Source organism: Paenibacillus sp. 01T422, assembly GCF_056398785.1.
Map to the genome: position 1 here is coordinate 1 of NZ_JBFTQB010000560.1, position 4324 is coordinate 4324.

Here is a 4324-nt window from a genome sequence, read left to right on the forward strand (position 1 = left end):
ATATGCTGCTGTTAGCAGGGAATACGGTCTTTGACTATATACCCATCATATTCGCTGTTGGCGTGGCGCTCGGACTTACAGAAAGTGCCGGAATTGCCGGACTGTCTGCCATGCTGGGCTATTTTATGTTTACGAGGCTCATCGAACATTCACTTGGGTCCCATTTTCAATTGGGTGTACCAGGCGGGATCTTAATCGGCTTGCTTGCAGCCATTATTTATCATCGCTGTAAAGAGATCAAGCTGCCTGAATACATACAATTTTTCGGTGGTCCTCGAATGGTGCCCCTCATAATGGGGATGTGCACGCTCGTTGTGTCCTATATCATGATTGTGATAGGACCATTTTTGGAAGATGGGATGGGTAAGCTTTCGAATTGGCTGCTCGGTCTTGGAGGGTTCGGTGCGTTTATTTATGGTATCGCGCATCGATTGTTAGTGCCGTCAGGTCTGCACCATATTTTGAATAACTTTTTTTGGTTTCAAGTGGGCGCTTACAAAACACCATCGGGTGAAATGGCTTACGGGGATTTACCGCGCTTTTTTGCCGGTGATCCTACGGCTGGGATGTACATGGCTGGCCTATACCCGATCATGATGTTCGCGCTTCCTGCCATTGCATTTGCCATCATCGGGGAAGCGCGTGAGGATTTGAAGCCGAAGATTAAGGCGACATTTCTGACAGCGGCGCTAGCCTCTTTTTTGACAGGTGTCACGGAGCCGATTGAGTTTGCTTTTTTGTTTGTTGCACCTTATTTGTTCATTATTCACGCTATTTTATCCGGTGTGGCAATGTGGTTGGCCTATGAGCTGCATATTCAACATGGTTTTTCGTATTCGGCAGGAGCCATTGATTATGTTATTAATTTGCATTTATCGCATAATGGTCTGCTTCTAATCCCGATTGGGATCGTGTATGGACTGGTGTATTACTTCATGTTTCGCTGGGCGATCAGAAGGTTCCAAATCCCGACGCCAGGCAGGGAAGAAGGTTCTTCACTCGAAGAGTGGGCAGGCGATATTCCGTATCGCTCACCTCTAATTTTGCAAGCCCTAGGTGGGAAAGACAATATTAAGAAGATTGAAGCCTGCATTACCAGATTGCGCCTTACGCTTGTTAATGATCGATTGATTGACATCACGGCATTACGACATTTAGGAGCTGCAGGCGTCATCCGTCTTGGAGGAGGCAATGTTCAGGTCGTGTTCGGGACATTCTCAGAGCTAATTCGTGAAGAGATTATGAAAGTACTGCGCAAAGACATCCATGTGGTACTGTTTACTTCGCCGATGCAGGGGCGCATGATTCCTATTGAGGAAGTGCCAGACCGCATATTTGCCTCGCGTTTGGTGGGGAACGGCGTAGCTTTTATCCCTGAAAAAGGGGAGCTGGTCTCGCCTGTGGCAGGCACCATTATGCATATTTATCCGACCATGCATGCACTAGGCATTTTGACGGATGAAGGCTTAGAGGTTTTGCTGCACATTGGTATCGATACGTCAAGTTTACCGGGGAAATGTTTTAATGCCGTGGTAAAAGAAGGCGATCGTGTAGAACCAGGTCAGCTTCTCGTTAAATTTAATTATAATAAAGTTAAAAAGTTTGCTTCATCTTTGGCGACACCGATGATTATTACAAATCCGGATCTTGTTAAGTCTTGGAGCTTTGCTCCGTTCAAAGCTGTAAAAAAAGGCCAAGGTTCTGTGATGTCCGTCGTCTTAAAGCCTACTAAATCTACGGGGGGGATGAACGGATGATCAGAGGGATAGGCGCGTCTTCAGGCATAGCAATGGGTCAGGCTTTTGTCATTCCTACGTGGGAGTGGGATTTTCCTGAGAAAATGATCGATGTGACAGATTTGGCTTATGAATTTGAGCGGTTGTATGATGGCATCCGCTCCTCTAAAGATGAGTTAGAGATAATTAAGCAGGAAATTAAGGAAGTTGTCGGGCAAGATCAGGCCTATATTTTTGATGCCCATTTGGCAATTTTGGAAGATCCCATTTTTATGAATGAAATTCAGGGGATTATTGAGCTTCAGTACAAAGCGGCCGAAGTTGCAGTGAAAGAAGTCATCGATAAATTTGTCGGCATGTTCAACATGATCGATGATGAGTATATGAAGGAGCGGGCACTTGATATTAAAGATGTGGGGAACAGGCTTCTGAAGCATTTGCTGGGGGATACCAGCTCAACGGTTCCGCCTATCGATCATCCGTATATCTTGGTTGCGAAAGAGCTCACACCTTCGCAACTGGCTCATCTGGACCCGACTAAAGTGCTGGGCCTCTTAACCATTCTAGGAGGCACGCATTCGCATGTATCTATCATGGCCAGAGCCATGTCTGTTCCGTATGTATTAGGGCTGGAAGGGAAGCTTCTACGCCCTATTCAAAACGGTGATTTCTTGATCATTGACGGTCAAGAGGGTACCCTGTATATCAATCCGGATAAAATCACGATTGAGCGTTACCAGGCTCGCAAAAAGAATTGGCTGGAATTCAAAGAGAGTTTGCAGGAAATCGCAGAAGTTGCGCCAGTTACTGTGGACAACAGCTATGTGAATTTGCATGCCAATATTAACTCGGTCATGGAAATCGATCAGGTTTTACGCAACGGGGCTTCTGGGGTTGGTTTGTTCCGTACAGAGTATTTATATATGGACCGCGACTCACTGCCTGGCGAGGATGAACAATTCGAAGTGTATCTTCATGCAGCCAAGCAACTGAAAGGTCGTCCTATTGTGATTCGAACCTTGGATATTGGCGGAGACAAGAAGTTGGATTACATGCCGCTTCCCAAAGAAGATAATCCGTTCCTTGGATATAGAGCCATTCGAATCTCACTGGATCGTAAAGACCTTTTTATGACACAGTTAAAGGCTATTCTTAGGGCAAGTCATTACGGAAACGTGAAAATCATGTATCCAATGGTTACCTCACTCGATGAGGTGCGTCAAGCCAAGGCCCTTCTGGAGAAGGCGAAAGCTGAACTCAGTGCTCAAGGGGTTCCTTACAATGCCCAAATTGAAGTGGGATTAACAATAGAAGTGCCTGCTGCAGCTCTTATTGCAGACGTCCTTGCCAGTGAAGTTAATTTTATGAGCATAGGCACCAACGATCTCGTCCAATATGTGCTTGCTGTAGACAGGATGAATGAAACTATTGCGCACTTATATAATCCTTATCATCCGGCTGTTATCAGACTTCTTAAGCATGTTATTGATGCAGGCAAAAGTGTTGGCATTCCTGTTGGCGTCTGTGGTGAAATGGCGGGAGACGTCCGCGCGCTTCCTATTTGGTTAGGTCTCGGCATTGAAGAGCTGAGCATATCTGTGCAAACTCTTTTACAAGTCAAACACCGTTTATTAAGCAGTGACGCTAAGAAATGCAAGCAATTAGTAAATGAAATTTTAGTTTGCAAAACTAGCGATGAAATCATTGAACTGTTAGCACAAACCGAACAAACAGAATCAATTGTGGGAGGTACTTAGCATGGAGTTGAAGGGTACGAAAGTATTGGCATTTGTCGATGAAGAGTTTGAAGATTTGGAAATGTGGTATCCCGTTTTACGTTTGCGCGAGGCTGGTGTTGTTGTAGATATCGTCGGGCCAAAAGCGAAAACGGTTTATCACGGGAAATATGGCGTGCCGATTACAACGGATTATGCTTTCGATGAAGTGCAGTCCTCAGATTATATCGGTCTCTATGTTCCAGGGGGCTGGGCACCTGATAAATTGCGCCGTTATCCAGATGTGCTCCGTCTTACTCAGGAGTTTCATGCCGCGGTGAAGCCGATTGCTCAAATTTGCCATGCCGGCTGGGTGCTTATCTCAGCGAAAATCGTGAATGGCTACACAATGACCTCTACGCCAGGCATTCGCGATGATCTCGAAAATGCAGGAGCTACTTGGGTTGATGAAGAAGTGGTGGTAGACCGTAATATCATTTCAGGGCGCCGCCCACCAGATCTACCGGCATTTTCCAAACGTTTTGTGGACGAGCTCGTGTTATACCATAAACATCAGGAAAAGTAACAGGACACTTCCATTCGTGGCAAAAACTACTACTCTTCTTTTGGCAGGAAATCGTATAGAATCGTAGAATATCTTTATTACAAGAAATTCATGTTCATGCCGCCTGCCAGTGAAGGAGTGTTAGAATGCAAAAGTTTTGTAAGTGCGGACGCACGATGAACCTTCGTCTGCGTACGGTTATTTATCAAAGTAAAGTCGATATTGAAAATGTACCTATTTATTCATGTGAGGGTTGTGGACGCAGCGAAGTTGTTCCTCATGTTAAACCCGAGCTTACCGGTTTAATC

The 4324-nt window shown here is 45.4% G+C and carries 3 protein-coding genes; all 3 read left to right on the forward strand.

Going from position 1 to position 4324, the window contains the following annotated elements; genetic code table 11:
- Positions 1–1757 (forward strand): glucose PTS transporter subunit IIA (locus AC1DUA_RS25805; protein ID WP_477502489.1); only part of this gene is annotated, 1757 nt, incomplete at its 5' end.
- Positions 1754–3493 carry a phosphoenolpyruvate--protein phosphotransferase gene (gene ptsP, locus AC1DUA_RS25810; RefSeq protein WP_477502490.1) on the forward strand — a complete coding sequence of 580 codons (1740 nt, stop codon included), beginning with the start codon at positions 1754–1756 and terminating at the stop codon, positions 3491–3493. The genes AC1DUA_RS25805 and ptsP, both read left to right, overlap by 4 nt.
- A gap of 1 nt (position 3494) precedes the next feature.
- Positions 3495–4037 carry a type 1 glutamine amidotransferase domain-containing protein gene (locus AC1DUA_RS25815; protein ID WP_477502491.1) on the forward strand — a complete coding sequence of 181 codons (543 nt, stop codon included), beginning with the start codon at positions 3495–3497 and terminating at the stop codon, positions 4035–4037.
- Positions 4038–4324: the final 287 nt, after the last annotated feature.